We start from the raw sequence: 26,604 nt of genomic DNA on the forward strand, positions 1-26,604 counted from the left end.
TGGTGCCGACTACCGGAATCGAACTGGTGACCTACTGATTACAAGTCAGTTGCTCTACCTACTGAGCTAAGTCGGCACACTTTATTCTTTGTGCTTTTGTCTGTGTTATAACATTTCGTTAAGACACCAACAAATCAAATTGTGGTGCCCGGAGGCGGAATCGAACCACCGACACGAGGATTTTCAATCCTCTGCTCTACCGACTGAGCTATCCGGGCAACGGAGCGCTATTAAACGGATTTTCCCGCGTTGCGTCAACCACTTTTTTTAAATAATTTCAAAAAAGTGGTTGTTCGAACGCTTTTTATTCAACTGTCACTACAAAGTTTGCTTCGAGTTAAATTCCTTTTTGAAATTTGTAACTTTTTCTAGGTAGCGACGCGCTTCTGCGTTCGGGTGTTTCTTGGTTAACGCCCAATAAACTTGGTTGGGTTGCAATGAATTAAGATCTTGCATTGCGCGTTTGCGATCACTGCGATGAAATGTGTTTAAAACTCCTCCAGTACCGCCATTGTAAGCTGAAATCATGCTGTACTCGAGAGAGGTAGGGTGGCGGACTTCTCTTAAATAACGGTTTTTTAAGATATAGAAATACGCAGTACCAGTATCTATGTTGTTTTCTGGATTAAACAAATATTCAGGGCTTGGTTGGCCCGAGCGCTTTTTCACGAGTTTGAACACATCTCGTCCCGCTGTTTTAGGTACAACTTGCATTAGGCCATATGCATTTGCCCAACTTACCGCGTATGGGTTGAAACTGCTCTCGGTTTTAATAATGGCGTATATCAAGTCTTCTGGAATGTCGTATTTCTTGGAAGCTCGACGCACGATATCGGCGTATTGGTAGCTGCGTGTTGAAAAGTGGTCTTCAACCATGGGAATTTCGACATAATACGCTTTCTTGAAATCTACATTTTTGGTTTTTATTTTATTTGCGATGAGGTATTCCGCAAATCGGTTTGCCCGCCAAGACCATTGAATTGGCTTATTGTCTTGGTCGACAACTTGTTTATACAGGAATGGTTGCCCCTCTAACCTGATACCTTTAGAGGAGAATAAGTCGACATGAGCGGGATCGTCTGGTGTTAATAAGGTGGTGACAATCGCGTCTTTTAGGTGTTTTTGGGGCTCGGTCGGTGATACGGTCTCTATCGTGATCACGCCTTTGCGAAAGTCGACCTCGGCGCGGCTAAGGTAGTTATCGATGTACTTAACGTAATTACTTTTGCCAGCGTACTTGATTTCTTTTTTACCCCAGCGCTTTTGAATATTGCCTGAAAAGCTATTGATTAAGGCATCTAGCGCCGCAGTATCTTTTTCAAATTGTCCTGGTAGCTCAGCTAAGTTATTGGCAAAACGGTTTGTTGGCTCGTAGTTGACGTCATAAATCTTTTCGACGAATTCACGGCTACAGCCTGCCATTAAAAGTGCGGCAGCGATAAAGACAATTTTTTTCATAAGTATCAGAGTTATTGAAGGTAATAGAAAAATGACACCACAAATGGTTGTGATGTCATTGTTTAACTCAAGCGACTTTATTCGCTCGGCGGTGTGTAACCTTCGATATGAACGTCTTTTCCTTCAAAGAGGAAATTTACCATTTCTGTTTCGATCAATTTGCGGTGTTCTGGATCCATCATGTTGAGTTTCTTCTCGTTGATCAACATGGTTTGTTTGTGTTGCCACTGAGCCCACGCTTCTTTCGAGATGTTGTCGAAAATGCGTTTACCTAGTTCACCAGGGTAAAGTTGAAAGTCTAGACCTTCGCCTTCTTTCTTTAGTCGAGCACAAAATACAGTGCGGCTCATAATGACTCCTTGTATTCAATTAACGAAGTTCGTGGGGTAGCGTTTCCAGCAATAGTTTTACTGGCGCGGCTAAACCGACTTCTTCAGGTTTAGATAAGTTATACCAAAGACCTTTGTTGCCTTCCATTATCACGTCCGGTTGCTTTGATAAATCAATCAAAATTGGCGTGATATCTAGGTGGTAATGGCTAAAGGTATGACGAAAGGTAATCAGTGTTTGCTGCTGTTTGATATTGCTGGCTTGAATGCCGCGTTGATCCAGTAGCAATTCAATGTCGCTTTCTGCATCCACATGTTCGGTTTGTGGGAAGCAGAATAAGCCACCCCAAATGCCTGTTTGTGGTCTTTGCTCCAACCACACCTCATGACCATTTTCGGTGTTGTGGTGAAGCATCACGAAACGAGTTTGCTTGATTGGTTTATCTTTCTTCGGTTTTTTGCCCGGGTAGTCGAGCACATTACCTTGTTGTTTTGCCACACACAGGTTAGCAACAGGGCAGAGGCTACATTTGGGTTTGCTGCGAGTGCAGACCATTGCGCCCATGTCCATCATTGCCTGGTTATACTTATCTACATCCGTTTGTGGGGTATGCGTTTCGGCAATTTCCCACAGCTGGTTTTCAACCTTTTTTTGTCCTGGCCATCCTGCAACTGCGAAACAGCGGGATAGGGTGCGCTTCACGTTACCATCAAGAATCGCGTGTGGTTGTTTATACACAGACGATAAAATGGCGGCAGCAGTAGAGCGACCGATCCCCGGTAGGGCGTTCATTTTCTCTATATCAAGAGGAAACTCACCATTGTATGTAGAGGCGACCTCTTGTGCGGCTTTGTGAAGGTTACGGGCTCGGGCGTAATACCCTAAGCCAGTCCAAAGGTGTAGGACTTCATCTTGCTCAGCATTGGCAAGATCGATCACGGTTGGAAAGCGCTCCAAGAAACGTTGGTAATACGGAATAACCGTAGTGACCTGAGTTTGCTGAAGCATAATTTCAGACAACCAGACACTGTATGCGGTCTTATTTTGTTGCCACGGAAGATCTTTTCTTCCATATGCGTCATACCATTCTAGGATGGCACTGGCGAAAGGTGTCACGACTTGCTCTGTATTCTATTATTGGTTAGGTGCAAAATTGCACCACATAATGGGCAAGAAGTACAACAGATAAACAGTAGGGATATAAAGAGGTGTGTCGTTGCTTTTGGGTTGCCATAGACCAAGAGCTCAACAAATACTTGCACCTAAGTAAATTCTTTGGATAATCCCCGCTTTGATTAATCAATGTGCAGGCAAAATCAATGAGTGAAGTAACCACTAACGAATACAACGAAGACGGAAAGCTGATCCGCAAAATCCGCAGCTTTGTACGCCGTGAAGGGCGTTTGACTAAAGGTCAAGAGAGCGCGATGAATGAATGCTGGCCTACGATGGGTATTGACTTCAAAGCTGAACTTCTCGATTGGAAAGAGGTGTTTGGCAACGATAACCCAGTAGTGCTTGAGATCGGTTTTGGTATGGGTGCTTCATTGGTTGAAATGGCAAAGAACGCGCCAGAGAAAAACTTCATCGGTATCGAAGTTCATAGCCCAGGCGTTGGTGCTTGTCTTGCCGATGCTCGCGAAGCGGGAATTATTAACCTGCGTGTAATGTGTCACGATGCGGTAGAAGTATTCGAACACATGATCCCAAATGGCAGCTTATCGACACTGCAATTGTTCTTCCCTGACCCTTGGCATAAGAAGCGTCACCACAAGCGTCGTATTGTTCAATTAGGTTTTGCGGAAATGGTTCGTGAGAAGCTGATCCCTAATGAAGGTGTTTTCCACATGGCGACCGACTGGGAAAACTACGCAGAGCACATGATTGAAGTGATGAACCAAGCGCCAGGTTTCGAAAACATTGCTAAAGATGGTGATTTCGTTCCTCGTCCAGACGATCGCCCGCTAACGAAGTTTGAAGCTCGTGGTCACCGTCTTGGTCACGGTGTTTGGGATATCAAATATAAGCGTATTGCGTAACCAGAGGAGTTCATAGGATGTACCATTACGCGATATTAGCGAATCCGGGTCATAACCGAATTTACTTTGATAGCGCAATGACCATTGCCTGTTCTGAACTAAAAGCAATTTTAGCTTCACAAGGCGTGGATGTGACAGAAATTGGTAGTAAAAACGTTGGCTTACCTGCTGCGTTGGTGTTTTCTTGTCAGGAAGCGCTAACCGATGAGCAGTCGCGAAGAATCGCAGCCTCTTCGATTTACTATGCGCTATTTGAAGTGCGCGAAGATGGTTTACTTCGACCAGTTCAAGTGCCCGTATTTAACACTTTCCCGGAAAGTATGAGCCAGATTTTACGCTACACCGGGAAAACAAACGAGCAGTTTACCCGTTTGATGGTGAATATCGGCATTAGTGCGTCCAATACGGGAAGTGAACAACTGACCTTAATGGATCCAATGTGTGGTAAAGGTACAACCTTATTTGAAGGCTTGATCCACGGTTTGAACGTGGTAGGGGTTGAGATCAACGCCAAGTGGGTGCAAGAGATCCAGACCTTTATTGTTAAGTTCATGAAGAATGGCCGCTTTAAGCACAAAGTGAGCAAAGAAAAGCGCACTGCGGGTGGCAAGAAAGTGGCGGATGGTTTCGTGGTTGAAACTGCAGCAAATAAAGAAGATTACAACCAAGGCAATCTTCAGTTTATGAAGCTGTATTCGGCTGATACTCGTATCGCTGATCAAGTCGTGAAAAAGAACTCAGTTGATGTGATGGTGTCTGACTTGCCTTACGGCGTGCAGCACGGCAGCAAAAATGCCAAGGACAGCAAACTGAACCGTAGTCCACTAGAGCTTTTAAAAGAGGCTCTGCCTGCATGGAAAGTGGTATTGAAAAAGCAAGGTTCAGTGGTGTTGTCTTTCAATGAATTCACATTGAAATGGAAAGATGTCGCGGCATTATTTGAAGAGCAAGGTTGGAAGGTACTTTCAGAAGAGCCTTACATCGGTTATCTTCACCGTGTTGATCAATCTATCAACCGCAATATTATTGTGGCAGTAAAACCATAATCGACTTGAGTCGAACGAACCCTATGGAAAAGCCAACGACACGTTGGCTTTTTTTACCTCTGAGCTCAACGAGTTCTCTTGTAAATAGAAGGTAGAGAATGAAACCGACAGTGGAAATTTTGACAGATATTTTGGCGGAAGTACGCCCTTTAATCGGCCAAGGTAAAGTGGCTGATTACATTCCTGCTCTGGCAAAAGTACCCAGCAACAAGTTAGGTATTGCGGTATACACCAACGAAGGTGAGGTTATTAAGGCGGGTGATGCCGATGAACCTTTCTCTATCCAATCTATTTCAAAAGCATTGAGCTTGACGTTAGCGATGTGCTTGTACAAGCAAGAAGAAATTTGGTCTCGAGTGGGAAAAGAGCCTTCGGGGCAGGCATTTAATTCGCTAATCCAGCTAGAAATGGAGCAAGGTATTCCTCGTAATCCATTTATAAATGCTGGAGCGATAGTAGTGGCGGATTTGTTACAAACTCGCTTATCTGCGCCTCGTCAGCGCCTGTTGGAGTTTGTGCGTCAGCTTTCTGGTGATACCCATATTGTGTATGACAAAGTCGTTGCGGCATCCGAAATGATGCATGGTGATCGTAATGCGGCGATTGCATATCTCATGCGTTCGTTTGGCAACTTCGAAAATGAAGTGATTCCAGTACTACAAAATTACTTCCACGCTTGTGCGCTGAAGATGAGTTGCGTCGATTTGGCTAAAACGTTTAGCTATTTAGCAAACAAGGGCACATCGGTACAAACGGGTAAGCCTGTAGTTTCTCCTGTGCAAACCAAACAACTTAATGCACTGTTAGCAACGTGTGGCTTGTATGATGGCGCGGGCGAGTTTGCTTATCGCGTTGGAATGCCTGGTAAGTCTGGTGTTGGTGGTGGCATTATCGCGGTAGTACCTGGTGAAATGACCATTTCAGTATGGTCTCCAGAGCTTGATCCTTCAGGTAACTCGCTTGCTGGTACTAAGGCGCTTGAGCTGCTCTCAGAGCGAATTGGCCGTTCAATTTTCTAAGGTTGGAAATGTGTCAACCTTATTTAGGACGGCACACAGTTTCTAAATAAAAAGCCTCTCAATTGAGAGGCTTTTTTTGTTTTGGGGTTGCGTTACTCTTCGCTTTCTTCGGCCATAAAGGCTTCGAGCAAATCATTAAGGAAGAGCTTCCCTTTTTCAGTAATTTGCCAGTGGGTAGGCGTTTCACTCAGGTAGCCCATTTCTATCGCCCAGTTGATGGTTTCTTGAATCGTACTAAGCGGTAAGCCCGTGGTGTCCACGTAATCTTGCTTCGGACAGGCTTCAATTAAGCGGAATCGGTTCATAAAGAACTCGAATGGACGATCTTCATCCGCGACGACATGTTCCGTATGCAGATAAGGTTTGACCATATTTTGATAAGCCGCTAAATAGCCTCGCGGGTGTTTTACCTTTGTCGTTCGAATAATACGTCCGTCGGTAAAACTGAGTTTGCCATGAGAGCCACAACCGATACCAAGGTAATCACCAAAGCGCCAGTAGTTGAGGTTGTGCTGACACTGATAGCCCGGCTTACTGTAACCGGAGATTTCATATTGCACATAACCCGCGGCTGCAAGTTTTTGGTGTCCGAGCTCGAAAATATCCCACAAGTCATCATCGTCAGGTAGCGTTGGTGGCTTGTAGTAGAACATGGTGTTTGGTTCGATGGTCAGCTGATACCAAGACAAGTGCGGCGGTGCCAACTCAATCGCTTTGTCCAAATCTGCCAAGGCTTGTTCGATGCTTTGATCAGGTAAGCCGTGCATGAGATCGAGGTTAAAGCTGTTCAAACCGATTTGGTGCGCCAGCTGAGCAGCGTTGACGGCTTCGTCTTGGCCGTGAATACGCCCCAAACGCTCAAGCTTTTGTTGCTCAAAGCTTTGCACGCCGATAGAGATACGCGTTACCCCGGCTTTACGGTAGCCAACAAAACGCTCTGCTTCGATGGTGCCTGGGTTCGCTTCCATGGTTATTTCGATTTCAGGCTTGAACGGAATACGCGCTTCAATGCCCTTAAGTAGACGCTCGATGCCTTCTGCCGAAATCAAACTCGGCGTACCACCACCAATGAAGATTGAATGCAGTGGACGTGGCGCTTCGTTAAGTCGGTATTTCTCAATGTCGGTATCCAAATCTTCTAAAAGGGCATTGATGTACTCTTCTTCTGGAATCTCGGTTTTGAGCGCGTGAGAGTTAAAGTCGCAATACGGGCACTTTTGCACACACCAAGGGATGTGTACATACAAGCTGAGTGCTGGGGGCGTTAACATGGTCTAATTCGCTCGTGATTACTGAGACACTTGCTCAGACAGTTGAGCAAACAACGACTTGAGCGCTTTACCGCGGTGAGACAGTTGTTTCTTACGTGCAGGTTCAAGTTCGGCTGACGCACAGTTGTCTTCAGGAACAAAGAAGATTGGGTCGTAGCCAAAGCCATTTTCACCGTGTGCTTCAGTTAGAATTCGGCCTTCCCATTTACCGTGACAGACGATAGGCGTTGGGTCGTTCTCGTGACGCATGAGGACTAATACGCAGTGGAAACGTGCTGTACGCTCTGCTTCTGGTACGCCTTCCATTGCCGCTAGCAATTTTTCTAGATTCTCTTGATCAGATGCGCTCTCGCCTGCGTAACGTGCAGAGTAAATGCCCGGAGCGCCTTTTAAGAAATCGACTTCTAATCCAGAGTCGTCTGCAATGGCAGGAAGCCCTGTTTCTTGTGCGGCATGGCGAGCTTTAATGATTGCGTTTTCAATGAAAGTTGTACCCGTTTCAGCTACTTCCGATACATTGAATTCACTTTGCGCTAATACTTCAAAGCCGAAGTCAGACAATAAATCTGCCATTTCACGAACTTTGCCTTGGTTACCAGTTGCTAGCACAATTTTTTTCATGGGAATCTCTTTTAATAGTGATAGAGGAGAACAAATCGTTCTCCTCTAGATATTCTTTAACTAATAAGTGGTTTTTAGCCTGCTTAGATCCAAAAGCTTTTGGAACATCACAACCCAATTACTCTTCAACATAAAACTTCTGGGTGAATTTAAGCTTACCTGAGCCTTTGTTTCCAGCTTTTACGTCAATATCGAAAGTAAAAGTTTCTTCGTGGGTAATTGGCAGTTCGGCTAAATAGTATATCGCATTGCCTTCTTTGACTTCACGAAAGGTCAAGGTCTGAGTTTGGCCGATAAGGTTCTTCGCGCGTCCAGCAATTTTTGCTTCTAATGCTGGCTTACCCAATGAAGCTCTATCTAACACGCTAATATTAACCACAGCGAGGTATCCATTACGTTTGATATCGTAGCTACGTGCGACTTTGGGTGTTAGGAATGTTGAGTTAAACGCTACATAGTGTACTTCGATATCTTTCATATTTTTAAACTGATCGGCGAAGCTTGGTAACGACAACAGGCTAATCAGTAATGCGGTAATCCATTTGCTCATTGTTACTTCCTCAAAGCACTTGTTATAAAACAACCATAGCTGCAATTTTACCTTGGTCAGGGGGTAAAAAATGCGTACTCAGTCGTTGGTATTAGTAAGTGTGGTACAAAATCGTAAATAAAAAGCCATCATATGATGGCTTTAATTTCTGTCGGTATCTGGGTAGGCGATTCTATCCGAATTTGTTTGTGCCGTCCTAATTCACCTTTTTCTATGTGAACCAAGCCCTTAGCGATTTTAAACTGCTTGGCTAAGAACTTAGTTAGGTGTGCATTAGCTTTGCCATCGACAGGTGGAGCAGTAATGGCGATTTTTAGCTCTTCACCATGCAAGCCAACGATTTTATCGCGGCTAGCTTTAGGTTGAATATAGAGCTTCAGGATGATGTCCTCACCATCTTGCCAAACTGCAGCTGACATTATAGCTGGAACCAAATTGGACCAATGATATCGCCCATTAAGAAGTTCGCGAACTGCAAGCCGATAAATAACACCAGTACGCTTAAATCAAGACCACCAATAGCCGGAAGAATACGACGGATTGGAGCGCACATTGGCTCGGTCAGTTGATGGAATACGTACTCGATAGGGCTGCGGCCTTGGCTTACCCAGCTCAAAATTGCACGGATCAATAGTACCCAGAACAATAGGCCACCTGCGGCTTTGATTAATGATAATAAGCCCAAGAATAAGAAGTCAGCGCTGAAAGAGACGGAACCGTTCGAAGCTATTAGGATAAGCACGACAAATTTAAGCACACACAACACGTAGGCAAACAACACGGTTGCTAGGTCAATATTCCCCACGGAAGGGATAACGCGGCGCAATGGACCAATGACCGGCTGAGTCGCTTTTACTATGAATTGCGAGAATGGGTTGTAGAAGTCTGCGCGCGCAGCTTGCAACCAAATTCGCAAAATTACGACCATGATGTACAGGTCAAATAGGGTTGAGATGAGAAAACTCATTGAATTCATAAGGTACCCTTAACAAGTGATGGATGATACTAAACGGAGTTCATCCAAATAATTAAAACAGTTTTTCCATTTCTTCCGCGCGAGCCACAGCAGCTTGCATGGCTTTAGCGACAATATCTGAAAGTTGATGTTCGTTGAATGTACGCAGTGCTTCTGCCGTTGTCCCACCTTTCGATGTCACGTTCTCACGCAGGGTCGATAGCTCAGTTTCTGGGTTGCTAACCACCATACTGGCCGCGCCCAATGCAGCTTGTTGAACCAATAGTCGAGCAGTCTCTTTATCAAAGCCTTGCGCAATCGCTTCTGCTTGCATCGCTTCCATAAACAGGAAGAAGTATGCTGGAGCACTGCCCGCTGCGGCAATCACATTATTGATGCCAGACTCTTGCTCAACCCAACATACTTTACCGACCGCTTCCATTAACTCTGCGGCAAAAGCTTTGTCGTGCTCGGTTACATGAGTTGGTGCGAATAACCCACTCATACCCAACCCAAGTTGTGATGGCGTATTTGGCATAACACGAACCAAGTTCAATTTGGTGGCTAGCATATCATCCAATCGTGAACAGTTGATGCCTGCGGCAATAGAAATCACCAGTTTATTAGTGAAATCGATCGATTGCAGTGGTTTACAGACATCAGCCATCATTTGCGGTTTTACAGACAATACCACCACATCCGCCTCGGTCGCAGCTTGGATGTTATCGCTGGTGGTACGGATGCCAAAATCTTGTTCTAGCAGAAGGCGGCGAGCCTCTGAAGGAGCTGTCGCGGTAATGTTTTGCGCTGGGTATCCGTTAGCAACCAAGCCTGAAACAATGGCTCTCACCATGTTGCCAGCACCAATGAAGGCGATTTTTTTATGTTCCATTTGTCTGATTTCCATCATGATATTTAGAATTTGTTGTGCGCCCAGGTGTATAATGGCGCCGCTGTTACTTACTGCTCCTATTGGCGAGTAAGATGATTGCGCATTTACGCTCTAACGATTGACGACATAACTTATGTCGCGAGTGAGCGTTTTGTTGATTTAGCTGTAGTCTCGTGCGCCGAAAATAGCGGTTCCAATACGAACCATTGTACTACCAGCTTCGATTGCAGCGGTCATATCACCACTCATTCCCATTGATAATGTATCGATTTCTGGGAACTGTGCTTCGAGTGTTTGCTTCAACGTAGCCAACTTCTGAAATTCACGGAGTTGTGATTCGTAGTCAGACACGTTGGCAGGAATCGACATCAACCCTCTTAAAGTGAGGTTGGGTAGGCGAGAAATCAACTCCGCCAGCTCGAATACTTCCGCTTCAGTGACACCAGACTTAGATGCCTCACCACTGGTGTTAACCTGAATCAGAACTTGTAGCGGTTTAAGTTCGCTTGGCCGCTGATCATTCAGGCGTTGAGCAATCTTGGTTCGATCGATGGTGTGAACCCAATCGAAATGTTCAGCAACAAGTCGCGATTTATTGGATTGAATCGGACCAATGAAGTGCCATTCGATTCGATTATCTGGATAATGCTCGGCAAAGTGCTGAACTTTACTGACGCCCTCTTGAACGTAGTTTTCACCAAAGGCGGTTTGTCCCGCTTGGTAGGCTTCGAGAATTGCCTCGACAGGTTTAGTTTTGCTTACCGCTAGAAGTTGCACTGACTCTGGAGTTCGACCACATTTTTGCTCGTCATATCGAATTTGAGAGGTGATATGTTCAATATTTTGTTGAATACTACTCATAGCTGTACTTTAGACTTAAGGATTTTAAATGGATATCACTGAGTTACTGGATTTTAGTGTAAAACATAATGCCTCGGATCTACATCTTTCTGCAGGTGTCCCACCAATGGTTCGTATTGATGGGGATGTGAGAAAACTAGGCATTCCAGCGTTTACACACCAAGAAGTGCATCGTTTGGTTTTCGAAATCATGAACGATGCCCAACGCAGTGAGTTCGAAGAAAAACTCGAAGTCGATTTCTCTTTTGAGTTGCATAACGTTGGCCGTTTCCGTGTCAACGCCTTCAACCAATCTCGCGGTTGTGCGGCAGTATTCCGTACCATTCCAAGTAGCATTCCAACTCTGGAAGAGCTAGAAGCGCCAGAGATCTTCAAAAAAATTGCGAACGCTGAAAAAGGCTTAGTTCTGGTCACTGGCCCAACAGGTTCAGGTAAATCGACGACCTTAGCAGCCATTGTTGACTACATTAACCGTAATCACAACAAGCACGTACTCACAATTGAAGATCCGATTGAATTTGTTCACAACAACAATAAATGTTTGATCAACCAGCGTGAAGTTCACCGTGACACCCATAGTTTCCAAAATGCTTTGCGTAGTGCATTGCGCGAAGACCCGGATGTGATTCTAGTCGGTGAGATGCGTGATAAAGAAACCATCAGCCTTGCCTTAACGGCGGCAGAAACGGGTCACTTAGTTTTCGGGACGTTGCATACCAGCTCGGCGGCAAAAACCATTGACCGTATTATCGATGTTTTTCCTGGTAGTGATAAAGATATGGTCCGCTCGATGCTATCTGAGTCCCTTCGTTCGGTTATCGCGCAAAAGCTTCTGAAGCGTAATGGTGGTGGCCGTATTGCATGCCATGAAATTATGATGGCAACGCCTGCGATTCGTAACTTGATCCGCGAAGACAAAGTCGCGCAGATGTATTCGATCATTCAAACAGGTGCGGCTCACGGCATGCAAACCATGGAGCAAAATGCTCGTCAGTTAATGGCGCAAGGCATGGTTGCTCGTGAAGAGGTCGATAGTAAGATCGGATTAGAAGTGCAGCAATTCTCGTAACGTTCATACAGATAATGGTGAATACGGAAGATGGATCTAGATAAATTTCTCGAAGGCATGCTGGCGCTGAAAGCGTCGGATCTTTACATCACGGTTGGAGCGCCAATTCTATTTCGTGTGGATGGCGAATTGCGTCCGCAAGGGGAAAAACTCACCGAGAGCGATGTGGCTGCATTACTCGACAGCGCTATGGAACCAGATCGGCGTCAGGAATTTCGTAAAAGTCGCGAGTCGAATTTTGCCATTGTGAGAGATTGTGGCCGCTTCCGTGTGAGTGCCTTTTTTCAACGCGAGTTACCAGGCGCAGTGATTCGTCGTATTGAAACCAATATTCCTACTTTTGAGCAGTTAAAGTTACCGTTAGTGTTGCAAGATTTGGCAATAGCTAAGCGTGGTTTGGTGCTGGTGGTCGGTGCTACTGGATCGGGTAAATCGACCACCATGGCGGCGATGACAGGCTATCGAAACAGCAATAAAACCGGGCACATTTTGACGGTCGAAGATCCGATCGAGTTCGTGCATGAACACAAGCGCTGTATCGTGACTCAACGTGAAGTTGGGTTAGATACGGAAAGCTATGAAGTTGCGCTTAAAAACTCGCTGCGCCAAGCACCAGATATGATTTTGATTGGTGAGATCCGTAGCCGTGAAACAATGGAATACGCGATGACCTTCGCCGAAACGGGTCACCTGTGTATGGCAACGTTGCACGCCAACAATGCCAACCAAGCTTTAGAGCGCATTCTTCACTTGGTACCGAAAGATCAAAAAGAACAATTCTTGTTCGATTTGTCGATGAACCTAAAAGGCGTGGTTGGTCAGCAGCTGATCCGAGATAAAAATGGGCAGGGACGTCATGGTGTATTTGAGATCTTGCTAAATAGTCCACGTGTGTCGGATTTGATTCGTCGCGGAGATTTACATGAGTTGAAGTCAACCATGGCTCGCTCAAATGAGTTTGGTATGCTGACGTTCGATCAATCTCTCTATAAGTTAGTGATGCAAGGTAAGATCAGCGAAGAGGATGCACTACATAGTGCCGACTCGGCAAATGATCTGCGCTTGATGTTGAAAACGCAGCGTGGTGAAGCATTCTCTACGGGCAGTTTGGCGAACGTTAAGATCGATATGGATTAATCCAATCCAGAAACAAAAAAGGTTGGCAGGAGCCAACCTTTTTTCATTGTGCTTGAAGTGTTTACTCATCCCAAAGGGCTTCAAACCAGCTTTCTAGAATCACCACTGCTGACTGGCAGTCAACATTACCTTTCGATAGGGCTTTATAGCCGCCCATGCTGAACAACTCCGCACGAGCTTCTGCAGTAGATAAACGCTCATCATGCAGTTCAACAGGCAATCCGTATCGGCCTTGCAGACGCTTAGCAAATTTTCGTGCACGAGGGGTTATGGTCTCAAGGTCTTTACCATGCAGATCGGTCGGTAAACCGACCACTAGCAAATCTGGTTGCCACTCTTTGATTTGCTTTTCGATATCGTCCCAGTTTGGAATACCGTCATTGGCTTTAAAGGCTTTTAATGGGGAAGCTGTACCAGTAATTTCTTGGCCAATAGCGCTACCAATGCTTTTGGTTCCAAAGTCAAAAGCCATAATTGTGCGTGACATAAGGTGTCTCTATCTAATGTAACTGTATATTTGGACTAAGCATGTCCAGAGTCTGCTGAAAGGTGACTTGGGTCGATGCCCAGCTTTTCGACCGCTTTCTTCCAACGCTCGTTGATTGGTGTATTAAAGATAATTTCAGGCGTCGCTTCAATGGTGAGCCAAGAGTTTTCGACCAGCTCACTTTCTAATTGGCCTGCACTCCAACCGGAGTAGCCAAGTGCCACTAAGTAATCACTTGGTTCTGCTTCTGTTCCTAACACCGACAGAATATCACGCGAAGTGGTTACCGCGAGGTCATCGGTCATTTGGACGCTGGACTCGTAGTAATCTTTGGGTTTATGCAAAATAAAGCCACGATCTTCCGAGATTGGGCCGCCATTGTAAACTGGTCTATCTAGACTGGCTTCAAATAGGCGCGGGTGTACTGGCTGAACTTCCACCTGCTTGAGCATGTTGCCGACGGTGATATCAACAGGAGCATTGATCATCAGCCCCATAGCGCCGTCTTCGTTGTGCTCACAAACGTAGATCACGCTGTTTTGAAAGTACGGATCTTTCATCCCAGGCATGGCAACCAAAAAGTGATTTGTGAGATTCATACTCATACTGACCCTTAACTCTCGTAAATGCCCTTAAGCAAACATCATACAATTTACATCTAGGTATGTGCATGAGTTTGCTTAAGTTAATGTACTACGCTCTCTATTAACTGTAATACAGTTTGAGTTATTCGCCTTTTACTCGACGCTCAATCGCATCCATCAGCTTGCCTGTGATTGAGATATCAAAAGCTGCTTCAATTTCGCGAATACAGGTTGGGCTGGTGACGTTGATTTCTGTTAGCTTGTCGCCAATTACGTCAAGGCCAACAAAGATAAGGCCTTTTTCTTTCAGTGTCGGAGCAACGGTTTGCGCAATTTTGAGGTCGGTTTCGCTTAGCGGACGAGCTTCACCAGTACCACCAGCGGCTAGGTTGCCGCGCGTTTCGCCTTTAGCAGGAATGCGTGCTAGACAGTAAGGCATAGGTTCGCCATCTACCACTAGGATACGTTTGTCACCGTTGCTGATGTCTGGCACGAAGGTTTGTGCCATTGCGTAGTTTTGACCGTGGTTAGTCAATGTCTCGATGATCACAGAGACGTTTGGATCGTTTTCTTTCACACGGAAGATGGACGCGCCACCCATACCATCAAGCGGTTTCAGGATGACATCACCATGTTTTTCACGAAATTCTTTAATTTTCTCTGCTTTTCGCGTCACGATAGTTGTAGGTGTCAGCTCTGGGAACCATGCTGTAAACAGCTTTTCGTTACAATCACGTAAGCTTTGAGGCTTGTTAACGATCAGTGCACCTTGTTCTTCTGCACGCTCAAGGATGTAAGTCGCGTAGATGTATTCAGTATCAAACGGAGGATCTTTACGCATTAGCACCGCGTCTAGCTCAGACAGTTCGATAGTTTGCTCTGATTTGAACTCGTACCAACCGTTTGGATCTTCTTTTAGTTCCACCACTTTAGTATCTGCAATGGCAACGCCTTGATCGAGATGCAGATCATTCATTTCCATGTAGTGGATTTCATAGCCGCGTCGTTGCGCTTCAAGCATCATGGCAAAGCTAGAGTCTTTTTTGATGTTAATGGACGAGATTGGGTCCATTACGATACCGAGTTTGATCATTATTTTTCTCCGTTTAACCAAGATCGCCGAAACGAACTTGTAAGGCTGTAATTGCTGTCAGAGCCGCTGTTTCGGTGCGCAGAACGCGAGGGCCGAGTAGCGTTTCTTCAAATTGGTATTCTCGAGTCATCTCGATCTCTTCAGACGATAAACCGCCTTCAGGACCGATCAGTAGGCGCACTTTTTCAACCGGGGTTGGCAAAGTGTTGATTGAGTATTTAGCACGAGGGTGAAGGTTAAGCTTTAAACCATCGTACTCTTCTTGACACCACTCTTCCAAGCTCATAATTGGACGAATTTCGGGCACGACATTACGCCCACATTGCTCACAGGCACTGATGGCGATTTTCTGCCATTGCGCGAGTTTTTTCTCAAAACGCTTTTGGTCAAGCTTGACACCACAACGTTCAGAAATCAGAGGAGTGATGGTATTGACGCCAAGTTCAACAGACTTTTGGATGGTGAACTCCATCTTATCGCCACGTGAAATGACTTGACCAAGGTGCAGATCTAAAGGGGATTCAATACTGTTTTCTACGCGCTCGGTGATGTTAACCAAAACTGATTTCTTGCTGACTTCACTGATAACCGCTGGGAACTCTGCGCCACTGCCGTCAAAAAGGAGAACGTCTTGGCCTTCTTTCATGCGCAAAACACGACCGATATGGCCTGCTGCGTCGTCACTTAAAGCAAGTGAGCCAAGTTGATGAATGGTTTCTGGATGATAAATTCGAGGGGTACGCATGAGATTTCCAGCAAGAGAATAAACTTAAACCCTAACATGGATGCTTTGCACCGAAAAAACAAGGGGCAAGAAGCGTTTCAATATCAGTAATTGAAACGCTTCGAGGTCGGAGGTTACAGTGCGCGGCAGGCTTCTTGAACAAATGGGTTGTGATTGCCCTGTACTTTTGCAATGCGCTCGTCACGCTCACATTCCCATTTATCGACAGGATAGGTTTTGTTCCAAGCACTCATTAATTGCGTTTGCTGCTTCGACAGTTTGAAACCGTACTCTTTGCTCATGTATAGATAGGTACGAGCAATTGAGCCACGCGCACGGTCTGGTGGCATGACTTTACGCTGCTTAAAGTTCACTTGCATCTCACAGCGACCATAACTCACGCCATCCATACCGTTCCATTGGCTGAAGTTGTAGTTCGAACGGTCACCGTTTACTTCACCAATAGCAGGAGTTAGGTTGTGCAAGTCTGCTTCCATCAAACGAAAAGTTTTGTCTTTTTTCTTACAGTTTTTACGTCCGCCATCTTGCCAGCATTGACGCTGGTGGCCAAATTGCCACGCAGGAACAACGTGCTCCCATTCGATTCGTGCAGCCCGTTTTTCTTGTTTACGGACTTGGTAACCGCAAGAGGCTAAATCGGGTAAGCCTTTCTTGCCTTGCCATTGAATGTTACAGCCACAGTAGAAGCTTGTTGGGTGGTCTTGATAAATTTTGACCGCCTCACGTTTGGCTGCAGAGAATGAGCTCGGTGGCGCGGCAATCGCAGTGCTAGAAAGCGCGATAAGCAACAGAGAGAATAAGTATTTCATGATAAAAGTCTTTATAAAGTATGACTTTATTCATGATAACACGCATAAAATAGCTTTAGTGATGAGTAAGTTAACAATAAGTGGCGAAGGGAAGGTTTTGATCAACTCGATCTTTATTTTGGGAACGCAAGTAACACTATGAGGTAAGGACTACGGTAATTGAATGCCGGTGAAGTTAAGTGGTTGGCGGCATTTTTGACAAGAGTATGTCGCCTCTTTGCGCAGCACTTTATTATGACGGCGAATCGATAGAGGGTAGGTCATACAACCACAACGATACTCAAAGGTTTTACCTTGAACGGATTTTACTTCAAAGCTGTGAGTGGTTTTGGCTGGTACGTTAAATACGGCTTCCATAACGCCTTTCCATTCTTTACCGTGAGGCCTAACTCGCCCGTAAACCTGATAAGTAATCAGGTGTGCTACTTCATGAGGAATGACTTCATCTAAGAATGCTTGGGTGTTTTCGCGAAATAAAACAGGGTTTAGGCGTACTTGATTTAATTGAAGGTAGGCTTTTCCTGCCGCTTTCCCACGGACGTCGAAGGTGATTGTTGGAATCGGGAAAGAACGTTTGAAAGCTTGTTCCGCCATCGCGATACATCCCGCCATCACTTGCTTGGCTTTATAGCTGAGTTCTATATCCACAATTCACCTCGATAAATCAAATAAAAAAGCCCCCGCATTTGCGAGGGCCAGATCATAGCATCAGTTAATTATGGTGTGTGTTTTTTCTTGATGGTGGCATGGTAAGCGTGCCATGTACCGTAGCCTAGAATTGGCATGGTAAACAACATTCCGATCCCGTAGGTCGCAAAGCCGATAAGAATACCGCCACAGATGATCGCTGCCCAAACAATCATTGCTGGAATGTTGGATTTCACTGCATTAAAGCTGGTAAATACAGCGGTCATCATGTCTACGCGACGCTCCATCATGAGAGGAATAGAAAAGGCTGAAATGCTAAACACCACACAAGCCAAAACAAAGCCAACTAAAGAGCCGATGACAAGGAAGGGTAGGAACTCACTTAAAGGTGCCCCTTGAACAGAAGGGTAGAGTGCATGAAGTAGAGCGGCAATGCGCATCCAAAATATCATACACACTGCGAGTAACACGGCGAACGCCCATTGAGATGTTGAGTTACGACCGATCGCTTTCATTGAATGGAACAAGCTTGCTTTGTGTCCGCGCTCTCTCTCCCAACTGGCATCATACAAGCCGAGCGCGAGAAACGGACCGATTAACATGTAAACAATCAAACTGGGCATGACGACCAAGTGTGTGCCTTGCCACTGTACGAGCAAAACAATGCCTATGGCTGCTGCCATAAAACAGATGCCATAGAAAGCACTAATAAGCGGCATTCGCACGAAATCATGCAGACCTAATGCGAGCCAATGAAAAGGTGCAGAAAGATTGACCGTATTGCACGGTATGGTTCTGGCGTATTCGTTGTCTGGCACTTCCTTTCGCTTGTTGTGGAAGTCCGATGGATTAACAGTTCGAGGCATAACTCCTCCTTGATTTATTCCCACATTATCCGCTTATACCAACTGACAGCGGTTTTTGTTCAGTCAAACTTGAAGCGACTTTTTCAAGTTTATATCTGAGCATTGGCTTAGTTTGGTATCGGCCATAAAGATGCCTGACTCATGTCTTTACTTAAGTGTTGCTTCCACAGTCGCCAGCATCCGACGTCTCTATTTAAATTGGAGTTAACAATATTTTAACTATTGGCGGAGATGGGATAATTTACAAATAATTGCTTAAAATTTATTCGGTATAAAAATGAGGGAGAAACAGGACTGCTTTGTGGGGCAGGGCGGTATGAGCCGAAATGGCTAGATAAAAGTTGCTGAAAATAAAAAGCCCCCACCATAGGCGAGGGCTTGATTGATTCTTGCTTGGCTTGATTATTTGATGCCAGCGAAATCGCGTAGAAGTGCAGCTTTGTCTGTCGCTTCCCACGGGAATTCTTCACGACCGAAGTGACCGTATGCCGCTGTCTTCTTGTAGATAGGTTGAAGAAGGTTAAGCATTTCTTGTAGACCGTATGGACGTAGGTCGAAGAATTGACGAACCGCTTCAATGATGATGTCGTGAGATACTTTCTCAGTACCGAACGTTTCCACCATGATAGACGTTGGATCAGCAACACCGATTGCGTAAGAAAGTTGGATCTCACAACGGTCAGCCATGCCTGCCGCTACGATGTTTTTCGCTACGTAGCGTGCTGCGTATGCTGCACTACGGTCAACTTTTGATGGATCTTTACCAGAAAACGCACCGCCACCGTGACGAGCTGCGCCGCCGTAGGTATCTACGATGATCTTACGACCAGTTAGACCACAGTCACCCATAGGACCACCGATTACGAAGCGACCGGTTGGGTTAATGAAGAAGTTTGTTTCTTTGTTGATCCACTCAGAAGGTAGCACTGGCTTAATGATCTCTTCCATTACCGCTTCACGCAGGTCTGAAGTTGAGATTGAGTCACAGTGTTGAGTTGAAAGAACAACCGCGTCGATACCAACGATGTTACCTTGATCGTATTGGAATGTTACCTGAGATTTTGCATCAGGACGCAACCAAGGTAGTGTGCCGTTTTTACGAACTTCTGCTTGCTTTTGAACAAGACGGTGAGAGTAAGTAATTGGCGCTGGCATTAGTACTTCAGTTTCGTTACAAGCGTAACCAAACATGATGCCTTGGTCGCCTGCACCTTGTTCTTTAGGGTCAGCTTTATCAACACCTTGGTTGATATCTGGCGACTGTTTACCGATTGTGTTTAGTACCGCACAAGAATCTGCGTCAAAGCCCATATCTGAATGTACGTAGCCGATTTCACGAACGGTTTCACGAGTTAACTCTTCGATGTCTACCCATGCTGAAGTCGTGATTTCACCACCCACCATTACCATACCGGTTTTAACGTAAGTCTCACATGCAACACGAGCCTTTGGATCTTGCTCTAGAATCGCGTCAAGAACCGCATCAGAAATCTGGTCTGCAATTTTATCTGGATGACCTTCTGATACTGACTCAGAAGTAAACAGGTGCTTAGCCATGTTAGCTCCACTATATCTGGTTTAAAACTGGGGAATGATAAACTCTCCAGCGCAAATTAATACTAATTTTTGTAGGTGTATCTACATCTAGACGTCTATTCTAAATTTGATTGCTCGAATTACAAGCTCTTTTTTGGTTTTTGTTATAACCAAACGTTTGCCTGATTTATTGATAATTTTAAGAACTTCGAACGATTTGGCGCGAAAGGTGCAATATTTGTGAGGTTTTGGACTGGAAAACGTTTGCACACCCAACAGGGCTTTGAGAGAATTATGACCTACTTTTCGTTTCGCTTAATGTACTCAGGAGCAGACATGTCGTCTCGTAAACATCTTGCCAATGCAATTCGTGCTCTAAGCATGGATGGTGTTCAACAAGCTAACTCAGGCCACCCAGGCGCACCAATGGGTATGGCTGATATCGCTGAAGTTCTTTGGCGCTCTCACCTAAACCATAACCCTTCAAACCCAGAGTGGGCCGACCGCGATCGCTTTGTGCTGTCAAACGGTCATGGGTCAATGCTTATTTACTCTCTACTGCACTTAAGCGGTTACGAGCTATCTATTGACGATCTGAAAAACTTCCGTCAATTGCACTCAAAAACCCCAGGTCACCCAGAGTACGGCTACGCGCCTGGTATCGAGACAACAACGGGTCCTCTAGGTCAAGGCATCACTAACGCTGTTGGTATGGCGATCGCAGAGAAAGCACTAGCGGCACAGTTCAACAAAGAAGGTCACGATATCGTTGACCACTTTACGTATGTGTTCATGGGTGACGGCTGTCTAATGGAAGGCATCTCGCATGAAGCATGCTCTCTTGCTGGGACGTTAGGTCTAGGCAAACTGATCGCGTTTTGGGATGACAACGGCATTTCTATCGACGGTCACGTTGAAGGCTGGTTCTCTGACGATACACCTAAGCGTTTTGAAGCGTACGGCTGGCATGTAATCCCAGCAGTCGATGGTCACGACTCAGACGCGATCAACGCAGCAATTGAAGCAGCAAAAGCGGACCCACGTCCTACGCTTATCTGTACCAAAACAATTATCGGTTTCGGTTCTCCTAACAAGTCTGGTTCGCACGACTGTCACGGTGCACCACTAGGTCACGATGAGATCCAAGCGGCTCGTGAATACCTAGGTTGGGAGTACGGCCCATTTGAGATCCCGGCAGATGTTTACGCTGAGTGGGATGCAAAAGAAGCGGGCGCCGCGAAAGAAGCAGCTTGGAATGAAAAATTCGAGGCATACGCTGCAGCTTACCCTGCTGAAGCGGCAGAGCTTAAACGACGTCTAAACGGCGAACTTCCTGCACAGTGGGAAGAAAAAGCGAACCAAATCATTGCCGATCTTCAAGCAAACCCAGCGAACATTGCATCACGTAAAGCATCGCAAAATGCACTAGAAGCGTTTGGTCAAATGCTTCCTGAGTTTATGGGTGGTTCTGCTGACCTAGCGCCTTCTAACCTGACCATGTGGTCTGGTTCTAAGTCTCTAGAAACGGAGGACTTCTCTGGCAACTACATCCACTACGGTGTACGCGAATTCGGTATGACTGCTATCATCAACGGTATCGCATTGCACGGTGGTTTCGTTCCTTACGGCGCAACATTCCTAATGTTCATGGAATATGCTCGTAACGCAATGCGTATGGCTGCGCTGATGAAAATTCAGAACATCCAAGTTTACACGCATGATTCGATCGGTCTTGGCGAAGATGGCCCAACTCACCAACCTGTTGAGCAAATGGCGTCTCTACGTGTGACTCCAAACATGAGCACATGGCGCCCATGTGACCAAGTTGAGTCTGCAGTTGCATGGAAACTAGCGATTGAACGTAAAGACGCACCAACTGCACTTATCTTCTCTCGTCAAAACCTAGCGCAACAAGAGCGTACTGCTGAACAAGTCGCAGACATCGCGAAAGGTGCTTACATCCTGAAAGATAGCGAAGGTAAGCCTGAGCTAATCCTTATCGCAACAGGTTCTGAGGTTGAGCTTGCAGTGAAAGCCGCTGAGCAACTAACTTCAGAAGGCAAGAAAGTACGCGTTGTTTCAATGCCATCTACAGACGCATTCGACAAACAAGACGCCGCTTACCGTGAAGCTGTACTGCCATCAGACGTAACGGCACGTATCGCTATTGAAGCGGGCATTGCTGATTTCTGGTACAAGTACGTTGGCTTCGACGGTCGCATCATCGGTATGACAACATTCGGTGAATCTGCACCTGCTGGTCAGCTATTCGAGATGTTTGGCTTCACGACTGAAAACGTAGTGAACACTGCAAAAGAATTGCTAGCGTAATTGTAGGACCGTCTAAACAGTCGAACGTAAACGACGATTGTTAAACGCTAAAGTTAGAAAGGCCATCATTATGATGGCCTTTTTATTTTTGTCAGGTTTTCCAACCTTGTGGAATGCTTTGGTGAATGCAGTCTAAAAGTACGGATAAGCGCAGTGGTGGTCGTCCTGCTGGTGTATAGCAGTTAATGGAAATAGGCTCAGAAAGCCAACCTTCTAAGCAAGGTGTGATTCGCCCTGGGTGATGTTTCTCATAGCCGCATGCTGTCCAAGTCGGCAGCAGTCCAATACCATGACCATTCGCGATACTGTCTATTTGCATTGCTATGTTGTCGCTGTATAACCGACTAACAAAGGGTTCTAAAAAGAACTCACCGTGTTGAGGGTGTGCTAGCATCAATCCATTTTCTTGCACTGAACCAAAATCGATCCATGGATGTGCTTCAAGTTCTTTGGGGTGCGGTATAGGCCCATGTTGTTTTAGATAATTTGGAGAGGCAAAAGGCGTATAGCGAAATACCCCCAGCACTTCTTTTCGCCAGTCTAGCTCTTTACGTTCACCGAGCCAGATGAACAAATCTGGGTCATGATGCGCCTCAGAAAAGTCACTGGTAAGTTGAACTCTAACATCGGGATTATCAGCAAGAAAACGATTGAGTACGCCGCCGAGCCAGCTTCTAACTAAGGCGGTGTGACAAACAATATGCAGTGGCCCTGAAACTTGGTTCGTTAAACCTTGCAGTGCATCATAACTCTCTTCACTTAACTCAAGAATCTGGCGGCTGTAGTGGGCAAAGATTTCTCCAGCTCTTGTCAGAACTAATCGATTACCTTGTCTGGCGGTTAGAGCCTGACCGAAGTCTTCTTCTAATTGTGCCAAGCGACGACTTAGCGTTGATTTTGGCTGATTAAGGGCTTTAGCAGCGGCTGTCAAACTTTTATGCTGATTGAGCGCATCAAAGGCTCTAATTGATGCTAAGTCGTGCATATTTATTTTACTCCTTACTGCGTTATGTACGAGTTCCATAAATGGAAAGGACCGTTCCATAACTCTCACTATGCATCTCATTCTATTTGTGAATAATTCACTTTCGAAAATAATAATCATTATCAATTATGGAGATGTAGATGTCTACTCTTAGACTGCCAGTTATTACCGCAACTGGTATTTTAGCCTTCGTCAGTGTCCCTCATGTTTTTGCCAATGATGCAGTTTCTAAAATGGAAACAGTGGTTGTAACTGCATCAAGCTACGAGCAATCTCAAGCGGACGCGCCTGCAAGTATTAGTGTTATTTCACGTGAGGAGTTGGACTCCCGTTATTACCGCGATGTGACTGATGCACTAAAAAGTGTGCCAGGTGTTGTCGTGACAGGTGGTGGTGATACTACCGACATTAGTATCCGTGGTATGGGTTCTAAATACACTTTGATACTGGTCGATGGTAAACGTCAAAGCACGCGTGAAACTCGTCCAAATAGCGACGGCCCCGGTATCGAACAAGGTTGGTTACCTCCTCTTCAAGCGATTGAGCGAATCGAAGTTATTCGCGGCCCAATGTCGACGCTTTACGGTTCTGATGCGATTGGTGGTGTGATTAACGTCATCACACGAAAAGATGCGCTAGAGTGGATGGGTAATGTTCAACTGGGCACGGTACTACAAGAGAATAGTCGCTCAGGGGGAGAGCAGAGCGCGAACTTTTTCGTTAATGGTCCGTTGGCTGAAAATTTATCTCTCCAAGTATATGGTCAGTACACAACCAGAGAAGAAGATGACATCGAATACGGTTATGAAGATAAAGATATGCAGAGTATCTCTTCAAAACTGACTTACCAGATTAATGAGCGCCACTCGGTACAATTAGAAGGTGGCACGTCGGCACAAAGTCGTCGTGGCAATGTGGGCCTTTCAGTGCCGACCACTGGGTGTCGTGGAGGGTGTGAAGATTCACTGAATGAATATCGTCGTAATTACGTAACGGTAAGCCACAACGGTGATTGGGATTCGATTGGCATTTCAGATACTTACTTACAGCGAGAAGAGAGCGAGAACAAATCTCGTGAGATGACGATCACCAACACCACGTTCAAATCGAGCTTGGTGACTGGTATCGGAAACCATACGTTGACGACGGGTGTGGACGCCACTCATGCAGAGCTTGAGGATTTCACCTCCAACAAAGCGTCATCGAAGACTGAAACATCGAATACGCAGTGGGCTGTTTTCATTGAAGATGAATGGAGAATCGCTGATCCGTTTAGCGTTACGCTTGGTGGTCGTCTAGATCATGACGAAAACTATGGCGCGCACTTTAGTCCGCGTGTTTACGGTGTATGGCGAGTTGATCCGTCTTGGACGGTGAAAGGCGGTGTGGCAACAGGTTTCCGTTCTCCACAATTACGTGAAATTACTCCTGGCTGGGCGCAAGTCAGTGGTGGCGGTAATATCTACGGTAACCCAGATCTTGACCCTGAAACGTCGCTAAACAAAGAAATCAGCGTCTTGTATCAAGGTGATTCTGGCTTAGATGTCTCTTTGACAGCGTTCCATAACGAATTCAAAGACAAGATCACACGTGTTGTTTGTCCAGACACTATCTGTACTGATGGTCCAAACCAATGGGGCGCAGATCCAACGTACCGTATTAACGTGGATGAAGCCGTCACACAAGGTATTGAAGCGACCTTAGCATCGCCGTTAACGGAAACCATTTACCTTAGCTCGAGCTACACATTTACCGACTCAGAGCAAAAAACAGGTGAATACAAAGGCATGCCGCTGCAGCAGTTACCAAAGCATCTGTTTAATGTGGATGTGACTTGGCAAACGACAACAGATCTAGAGAGCTGGGCGAAAGTCACGTACCGAGGTAAAGAAATGGATCCGGTTACTGGCCCATCAAGAAACAGTATTGTAGAACCAGCTTATACCTTTGTGGACGCCGGTGTGACATACCAGTTAACCGACAATACTCGTATTAAAGGCGCTATCTATAACTTGCTGGACGAGGAAATCAGTTACGAAGAATACGGATATATTGAAGATGGTCGTCGCTACTGGTTAGGTTTAGACGTCGCATTTTAATTATCTATCGTTGTAATAAGGTCGAGCATAGTCTCGACCTTTTTTAATCCTGCTTTACTTTGATTCAACAGGTGCGTTTGTCAGCCTGATCAGGTAGTATCTGTGACACGAAATTTTTGGTAGGGCGAAGGATAAATGCTAAAGGTTGCGATCAATGGATTTGGACGTATAGGTCGTAATGTTCTGCGAGCGGTGTATGAAAGCGGAAAACACCAGCAGATCAAGGTTGTGGCGGTAAACGAACTAGCACAGCCAGAGGCGATGGCACACCTACTGCAATATGACACCAGTCATGGTCGCTTTGGTAAAAAAATTTCCCATGACCAAGAACATTTGCATGTTCATCATGACAGCGGTGAATATGATTCCATTCGCATTCTCCATCTCTCCGAAATCGAATTACTTCCTTGGCGTGATTTAGAAGTTGATATCGTCTTGGATTGCACTGGCGCATTTGGTTCGCAAGCGGATGGGCAAGCGCATATAGAAGCAGGCGCGAAGAAAGTACTGTTTTCGCACCCGGGCGCAAACGACCTAGATAATACGATTATCTATGGCGTGAACCACGAAACTCTGAAAGACGAGCACCGTGTTGTCTCCAATGGCTCTTGCACCACCAACTGTATCGTTCCCATCATTAAAGTATTAGACGAAGCCTTCGGCATAGAGTCTGGCACCATTACCACAATTCATTCGTCCATGAACGATCAACAAGTAATTGATGCGTATCATAACGACTTACGCCGTACCCGTGCTGCAAGCCAATCTATTATTCCGGTGGACACTAAGTTGCATAAGGGGATTGAAAGGATCTTCCCGAAATTTTCCAACAAATTCGAAGCAATTTCTGTTCGTGTTCCAACGGTTAACGTCACTGCAATGGATTTAAGTGTCACAATTAGTACAAATGTGAAAGTTAATGACGTAAATCAAACCATTGTTAACGCATCTCAGTGTACATTACGTAACATTGTTGACTATACTGAATCGCCACTCGTTTCCATCGACTTTAACCACGACCCCCATAGTGCGATTGTGGATGGAAGCCAGACTAGAGTGAGTAACGGGCAACTCGTAAAAATGCTCGTTTGGTGCGACAACGAATGGGGCTTTGCTAACCGGATGCTGGATACTGCCTTAGCAATGCAAGCTTCTTCGCAAGTGGAACAGTAA

27 protein-coding genes and 2 tRNA genes are annotated in these 26,604 nt (G+C 45.6%); 8 read left to right on the plus strand and 21 right to left on the minus strand.

Annotation, left to right across the window (positions count from 1 at the left end):
- From R7E78_RS19085 to mutY, 5 genes are all read right to left on the minus strand, one after another.
- Window positions 1-76: transfer RNA gene (locus tag R7E78_RS19085), tRNA-Thr, on the minus strand.
- A 66-nt stretch (window positions 77-142) separates the two neighbouring features.
- Window positions 143-218: transfer RNA gene (locus R7E78_RS19090), tRNA-Phe, on the minus strand.
- Window positions 219-318: 100 nt separating this feature from the next.
- The gene (gene mltC, locus R7E78_RS19095; RefSeq protein ID WP_136976888.1) at window positions 319-1,458 is read right to left on the minus strand and encodes a membrane-bound lytic murein transglycosylase MltC; all 1,140 of its coding nucleotides are present in this window, start codon (window positions 1,456-1,458) and stop codon (window positions 319-321) included.
- Between the two features lie 77 nt (window positions 1,459-1,535).
- Window positions 1,536-1,808 carry an oxidative damage protection protein gene (locus tag R7E78_RS19100; protein ID WP_005381002.1) on the minus strand — a complete coding sequence of 91 codons (273 nt, stop codon included), beginning with the start codon at window positions 1,806-1,808 and terminating at the stop codon, window positions 1,536-1,538.
- A gap of 19 nt (window positions 1,809-1,827) precedes the next feature.
- Window positions 1,828-2,904, minus strand: coding sequence for an A/G-specific adenine glycosylase (gene mutY, locus R7E78_RS19105; protein WP_262640768.1), 1,077 nt, complete (start codon window positions 2,902-2,904; stop codon window positions 1,828-1,830).
- Between the two features lie 203 nt (window positions 2,905-3,107).
- Here mutY and trmB point away from each other — a divergent pair, with 203 nt between their 5' ends.
- From trmB to glsB, 3 genes are all read left to right on the plus strand, one after another.
- A complete protein-coding gene (gene trmB, locus R7E78_RS19110) occupies window positions 3,108-3,827 on the plus strand; it encodes a tRNA (guanosine(46)-N7)-methyltransferase TrmB (RefSeq protein ID WP_206225416.1) in 720 nt (239 codons plus the stop codon).
- 17 nt (window positions 3,828-3,844) lie between these two features.
- Entirely contained in the window at window positions 3,845-4,873 is a 1,029-nt protein-coding gene (locus R7E78_RS19115; protein ID WP_262640767.1) for a TRM11 family SAM-dependent methyltransferase, read from the plus strand.
- 98 nt (window positions 4,874-4,971) lie between these two features.
- Window positions 4,972-5,892 carry a glutaminase B gene (gene glsB, locus R7E78_RS19120; RefSeq protein ID WP_005381007.1) on the plus strand — a complete coding sequence of 307 codons (921 nt, stop codon included), beginning with the start codon at window positions 4,972-4,974 and terminating at the stop codon, window positions 5,890-5,892.
- 92 nt (window positions 5,893-5,984) lie between these two features.
- Here glsB and hemW read toward each other — a convergent pair whose 3' ends face one another.
- The 7 genes from hemW to R7E78_RS19155 form a co-directional block, all read right to left on the minus strand.
- Window positions 5,985-7,163: a radical SAM family heme chaperone HemW gene (gene hemW, locus R7E78_RS19125; protein WP_262640678.1), complete on the minus strand. Its 1,179-nt coding sequence runs from the start codon at window positions 7,161-7,163 to the stop codon at window positions 5,985-5,987.
- An 18-nt stretch (window positions 7,164-7,181) separates the two neighbouring features.
- Window positions 7,182-7,784 carry an XTP/dITP diphosphatase gene (locus R7E78_RS19130; RefSeq protein ID WP_005381009.1) on the minus strand — a complete coding sequence of 201 codons (603 nt, stop codon included), beginning with the start codon at window positions 7,782-7,784 and terminating at the stop codon, window positions 7,182-7,184.
- 118 nt (window positions 7,785-7,902) lie between these two features.
- Window positions 7,903-8,334, minus strand: a complete 432-nt coding sequence (locus tag R7E78_RS19135; RefSeq protein ID WP_005381010.1) for a DUF4426 domain-containing protein — start codon at window positions 8,332-8,334, stop codon at window positions 7,903-7,905.
- Between the two features lie 128 nt (window positions 8,335-8,462).
- Entirely contained in the window at window positions 8,463-8,753 is a 291-nt protein-coding gene (gene yggU / locus R7E78_RS19140; protein ID WP_005381011.1) for a DUF167 family protein YggU, read from the minus strand.
- The gene (locus tag R7E78_RS19145; RefSeq protein ID WP_005381012.1) at window positions 8,753-9,310 is read right to left on the minus strand and encodes a YggT family protein; all 558 of its coding nucleotides are present in this window, start codon (window positions 9,308-9,310) and stop codon (window positions 8,753-8,755) included. Before R7E78_RS19145 ends, yggU begins: the two co-directional genes overlap by 1 nt.
- A 52-nt stretch (window positions 9,311-9,362) precedes the next feature.
- Window positions 9,363-10,181: a pyrroline-5-carboxylate reductase gene (proC, locus tag R7E78_RS19150; RefSeq protein WP_005381013.1), complete on the minus strand. Its 819-nt coding sequence runs from the start codon at window positions 10,179-10,181 to the stop codon at window positions 9,363-9,365.
- A gap of 159 nt (window positions 10,182-10,340) precedes the next feature.
- Window positions 10,341-11,042, minus strand: coding sequence for a YggS family pyridoxal phosphate-dependent enzyme (locus tag R7E78_RS19155; RefSeq protein ID WP_005384521.1), 702 nt, complete (start codon window positions 11,040-11,042; stop codon window positions 10,341-10,343).
- Window positions 11,043-11,070: 28 nt separating this feature from the next.
- Here R7E78_RS19155 and R7E78_RS19160 point away from each other — a divergent pair, with 28 nt between their 5' ends.
- Both R7E78_RS19160 and R7E78_RS19165 read left to right on the plus strand, forming a co-directional pair.
- A complete protein-coding gene (locus R7E78_RS19160) occupies window positions 11,071-12,111 on the plus strand; it encodes a type IV pilus twitching motility protein PilT (protein ID WP_005381015.1) in 1,041 nt (346 codons plus the stop codon).
- Window positions 12,112-12,141: 30 nt separating this feature from the next.
- Entirely contained in the window at window positions 12,142-13,248 is a 1,107-nt protein-coding gene (locus tag R7E78_RS19165; RefSeq protein ID WP_005381016.1) for a PilT/PilU family type 4a pilus ATPase, read from the plus strand.
- Between the two features lie 61 nt (window positions 13,249-13,309).
- Here the strand turns inward: R7E78_RS19165 and ruvX are convergent, their stop codons facing one another.
- The 8 genes from ruvX to metK form a co-directional block, all read right to left on the minus strand.
- Window positions 13,310-13,735: a Holliday junction resolvase RuvX gene (ruvX, locus tag R7E78_RS19170; protein ID WP_053304143.1), complete on the minus strand. Its 426-nt coding sequence runs from the start codon at window positions 13,733-13,735 to the stop codon at window positions 13,310-13,312.
- A 35-nt stretch (window positions 13,736-13,770) separates the two neighbouring features.
- Entirely contained in the window at window positions 13,771-14,334 is a 564-nt protein-coding gene (locus R7E78_RS19175; RefSeq protein WP_005381020.1) for a YqgE/AlgH family protein, read from the minus strand.
- A 127-nt stretch (window positions 14,335-14,461) separates the two neighbouring features.
- A complete protein-coding gene (gene gshB / locus R7E78_RS19180; RefSeq protein ID WP_005381021.1) occupies window positions 14,462-15,412 on the minus strand; it encodes a glutathione synthase in 951 nt (316 codons plus the stop codon).
- 13 nt (window positions 15,413-15,425) lie between these two features.
- Window positions 15,426-16,157, minus strand: coding sequence for a 16S rRNA (uracil(1498)-N(3))-methyltransferase (gene rsmE, locus R7E78_RS19185; RefSeq protein ID WP_053304141.1), 732 nt, complete (start codon window positions 16,155-16,157; stop codon window positions 15,426-15,428).
- A 113-nt stretch (window positions 16,158-16,270) separates the two neighbouring features.
- Window positions 16,271-16,966, minus strand: coding sequence for a deoxyribonuclease I (endA, locus tag R7E78_RS19190; protein ID WP_025768831.1), 696 nt, complete (start codon window positions 16,964-16,966; stop codon window positions 16,271-16,273).
- A gap of 150 nt (window positions 16,967-17,116) precedes the next feature.
- Window positions 17,117-17,614, minus strand: coding sequence for a SprT family zinc-dependent metalloprotease (locus R7E78_RS19195; protein WP_262640679.1), 498 nt, complete (start codon window positions 17,612-17,614; stop codon window positions 17,117-17,119).
- Window positions 17,615-17,682: 68 nt separating this feature from the next.
- Window positions 17,683-18,480 carry a DUF2189 domain-containing protein gene (locus R7E78_RS19200; RefSeq protein ID WP_005381026.1) on the minus strand — a complete coding sequence of 266 codons (798 nt, stop codon included), beginning with the start codon at window positions 18,478-18,480 and terminating at the stop codon, window positions 17,683-17,685.
- A gap of 402 nt (window positions 18,481-18,882) precedes the next feature.
- Window positions 18,883-20,037 carry a methionine adenosyltransferase gene (gene metK, locus R7E78_RS19205; protein WP_005381027.1) on the minus strand — a complete coding sequence of 385 codons (1,155 nt, stop codon included), beginning with the start codon at window positions 20,035-20,037 and terminating at the stop codon, window positions 18,883-18,885.
- 315 nt (window positions 20,038-20,352) lie between these two features.
- Between metK and tkt the strand changes: the two genes are divergently transcribed.
- Window positions 20,353-22,347, plus strand: a complete 1,995-nt coding sequence (gene tkt, locus R7E78_RS19210; protein WP_054866504.1) for a transketolase — start codon at window positions 20,353-20,355, stop codon at window positions 22,345-22,347.
- A gap of 91 nt (window positions 22,348-22,438) precedes the next feature.
- Here the strand turns inward: tkt and R7E78_RS19215 are convergent, their stop codons facing one another.
- Window positions 22,439-23,332: a LysR family transcriptional regulator gene (locus tag R7E78_RS19215; RefSeq protein WP_017633561.1), complete on the minus strand. Its 894-nt coding sequence runs from the start codon at window positions 23,330-23,332 to the stop codon at window positions 22,439-22,441.
- Between the two features lie 140 nt (window positions 23,333-23,472).
- Between R7E78_RS19215 and R7E78_RS19220 the strand changes: the two genes are divergently transcribed.
- Together R7E78_RS19220 and epd are read left to right on the plus strand one after the other, a co-directional pair.
- The gene (locus R7E78_RS19220) at window positions 23,473-25,431 is read left to right on the plus strand and encodes a ligand-gated channel protein (RefSeq protein ID WP_262591881.1); all 1,959 of its coding nucleotides are present in this window, start codon (window positions 23,473-23,475) and stop codon (window positions 25,429-25,431) included.
- Window positions 25,432-25,566: 135 nt separating this feature from the next.
- Complete coding sequence (gene epd, locus R7E78_RS19225) at window positions 25,567-26,604, plus strand: erythrose-4-phosphate dehydrogenase (protein ID WP_262640680.1); 1,038 nt, start codon at window positions 25,567-25,569, stop codon at window positions 26,602-26,604.

The sequence above is a fragment of the Vibrio sp. YT-19(2023) genome, assembly GCF_033337395.1.

Coding starts and splice junctions, on each gene's coding strand:
- mltC (WP_136976888.1), bottom strand. CDS start 1,458: ATGAAAAAAATTGTCTTTATCGCTGCCGCACTTTTAATGGCAGGCTGT.
- R7E78_RS19100 (WP_005381002.1), bottom strand. CDS start 1,808: ATGAGCCGCACTGTATTTTGTGCTCGACTAAAGAAAGAAGGCGAAGGT.
- trmB (WP_206225416.1), top strand. CDS start 3,108: ATGAGTGAAGTAACCACTAACGAATACAACGAAGACGGAAAGCTGATC.
- R7E78_RS19115 (WP_262640767.1), top strand. CDS start 3,845: ATGTACCATTACGCGATATTAGCGAATCCGGGTCATAACCGAATTTAC.
- glsB (WP_005381007.1), top strand. CDS start 4,972: ATGAAACCGACAGTGGAAATTTTGACAGATATTTTGGCGGAAGTACGC.
- hemW (WP_262640678.1), bottom strand. CDS start 7,163: ATGTTAACGCCCCCAGCACTCAGCTTGTATGTACACATCCCTTGGTGT.
- R7E78_RS19130 (WP_005381009.1), bottom strand. CDS start 7,784: ATGAAAAAAATTGTGCTAGCAACTGGTAACCAAGGCAAAGTTCGTGAA.
- R7E78_RS19135 (WP_005381010.1), bottom strand. CDS start 8,334: ATGAGCAAATGGATTACCGCATTACTGATTAGCCTGTTGTCGTTACCA.
- yggU (WP_005381011.1), bottom strand. CDS start 8,753: ATGTCAGCTGCAGTTTGGCAAGATGGTGAGGACATCATCCTGAAGCTC.
- R7E78_RS19145 (WP_005381012.1), bottom strand. CDS start 9,310: ATGAATTCAATGAGTTTTCTCATCTCAACCCTATTTGACCTGTACATC.
- proC (WP_005381013.1), bottom strand. CDS start 10,181: ATGGAACATAAAAAAATCGCCTTCATTGGTGCTGGCAACATGGTGAGA.
- R7E78_RS19155 (WP_005384521.1), bottom strand. CDS start 11,042: ATGAGTAGTATTCAACAAAATATTGAACATATCACCTCTCAAATTCGA.
- R7E78_RS19160 (WP_005381015.1), top strand. CDS start 11,071: ATGGATATCACTGAGTTACTGGATTTTAGTGTAAAACATAATGCCTCG.
- R7E78_RS19165 (WP_005381016.1), top strand. CDS start 12,142: ATGGATCTAGATAAATTTCTCGAAGGCATGCTGGCGCTGAAAGCGTCG.
- ruvX (WP_053304143.1), bottom strand. CDS start 13,735: ATGTCACGCACAATTATGGCTTTTGACTTTGGAACCAAAAGCATTGGT.
- R7E78_RS19175 (WP_005381020.1), bottom strand. CDS start 14,334: ATGAATCTCACAAATCACTTTTTGGTTGCCATGCCTGGGATGAAAGAT.
- gshB (WP_005381021.1), bottom strand. CDS start 15,412: ATGATCAAACTCGGTATCGTAATGGACCCAATCTCGTCCATTAACATC.
- rsmE (WP_053304141.1), bottom strand. CDS start 16,157: ATGCGTACCCCTCGAATTTATCATCCAGAAACCATTCATCAACTTGGC.
- endA (WP_025768831.1), bottom strand. CDS start 16,966: ATGAAATACTTATTCTCTCTGTTGCTTATCGCGCTTTCTAGCACTGCG.
- R7E78_RS19200 (WP_005381026.1), bottom strand. CDS start 18,480: ATGCCTCGAACTGTTAATCCATCGGACTTCCACAACAAGCGAAAGGAA.
- metK (WP_005381027.1), bottom strand. CDS start 20,037: ATGGCTAAGCACCTGTTTACTTCTGAGTCAGTATCAGAAGGTCATCCA.
- tkt (WP_054866504.1), top strand. CDS start 20,353: ATGTCGTCTCGTAAACATCTTGCCAATGCAATTCGTGCTCTAAGCATG.
- R7E78_RS19215 (WP_017633561.1), bottom strand. CDS start 23,332: ATGCACGACTTAGCATCAATTAGAGCCTTTGATGCGCTCAATCAGCAT.
- R7E78_RS19220 (WP_262591881.1), top strand. CDS start 23,473: ATGTCTACTCTTAGACTGCCAGTTATTACCGCAACTGGTATTTTAGCC.
- epd (WP_262640680.1), top strand. CDS start 25,567: ATGCTAAAGGTTGCGATCAATGGATTTGGACGTATAGGTCGTAATGTT.